Source organism: Flavobacterium poyangense (assembly GCF_011751075.1).
In the GTDB taxonomy this organism is placed as follows: Bacteria; Bacteroidota; Bacteroidia; order Flavobacteriales; family Flavobacteriaceae; genus Flavobacterium; species Flavobacterium poyangense.
In genome coordinates this window covers 1-1,052 of the sequence record NZ_JAALLN010000056.1, presented here as the reverse complement: position 1 = coordinate 1,052, position 1,052 = coordinate 1, and the positions used below count along the sequence as shown (strand labels likewise).

Sequence of the window (1,052 nt, the reverse complement as noted above, 5' to 3'; positions counted from 1 at the left end):
CATTATTTTGCTTCTCAGACAGTATCAGGTTGTGAGTCGGCTGACAGATTTGAGGTAACTGCTACAGTAAATATCACCCCAGCGCCTATAGGCAATGCAACCCAAAATTTCTGTGCAGCTTCAACGGTTGGCGATCTAAGTGCCACTGGAAGTACGATCAACTGGTATTTGACATCAAGCGGAGGTAGTCCCTTGGCTACGAGTACCCCTTTGACAGATGGTACACATTATTTTGCTTCTCAGACAGTATCAGGTTGTGAGTCGGCTAACAGATTTGAGGTAACTGCTACAGTAAATATCACCCCAGCGCCTATAGGCAATGCAACCCAAAATTTCTGTGCAGCTTCAACGGTTGGCGATCTAAGTGCCACTGGAAGTACGATCAACTGGTATTTGGCATCAAGTGGAGGAAGTCCTTTGGCTACGAGTACCCCTTTGACAGATGGCGCGCATTATTTTGCTTCTCAGACAGTGTCAGGTTGTGAGTCGGCTGACAGATTTGAAGTAACTGCTACAGTAAATATCACCCCAGCGCCTATAGGCAATGCAACCCAAAATTTCTGTGCAGCTTCAACGGTTGGCGATCTAAGTGCCACTGGAAGTACGATCAACTGGTATTTGACATCAAGCGGAGGTAGTCCTTTGGCTACGAGTACCCCTTTGACAGACGGTACACATTATTTTGCTTCTCAGACAGTATCAGGTTGTGAGTCGGCTGACAGATTTGAGGTAACCGCTCATATCAATATCACTCCGGCTCCAACAGGAAGCAGCTCTCAAAGTTTTTGTTCGGCTTCAACGGTTGCCAGTTTAAGCGCCACTGGAAGTACGATCAACTGGTATTCGGCATCAAGTGGAGGAAGTCCTTTGGCTACGAGTACCCCTTTGACAGACGGTACGCATTATTTTGCTTCTCAGACAGTATCAGGCTGTGAGTCGGCTGACAGATTTGAGGTAACTGCTACAGTAAATATTACCCCAGCGCCTATAGGCAATGCAACCCAAAATTTCTGTGCAGCTTCAACGGTTGGCGATCTAAGTGCCACTGGAAG

Annotated in this window: 1 protein-coding gene; it reads left to right on the top strand. The window is 47.0% G+C overall.

Annotation, left to right across the window (positions count from 1 at the left end; translation table 11 throughout):
* Positions 1 to 1,052, top strand: a 1,052-nt coding sequence (locus G3A47_RS22575; RefSeq protein ID WP_409994015.1) for an Ig-like domain-containing protein, incomplete at both ends; no start/stop codon positions are given.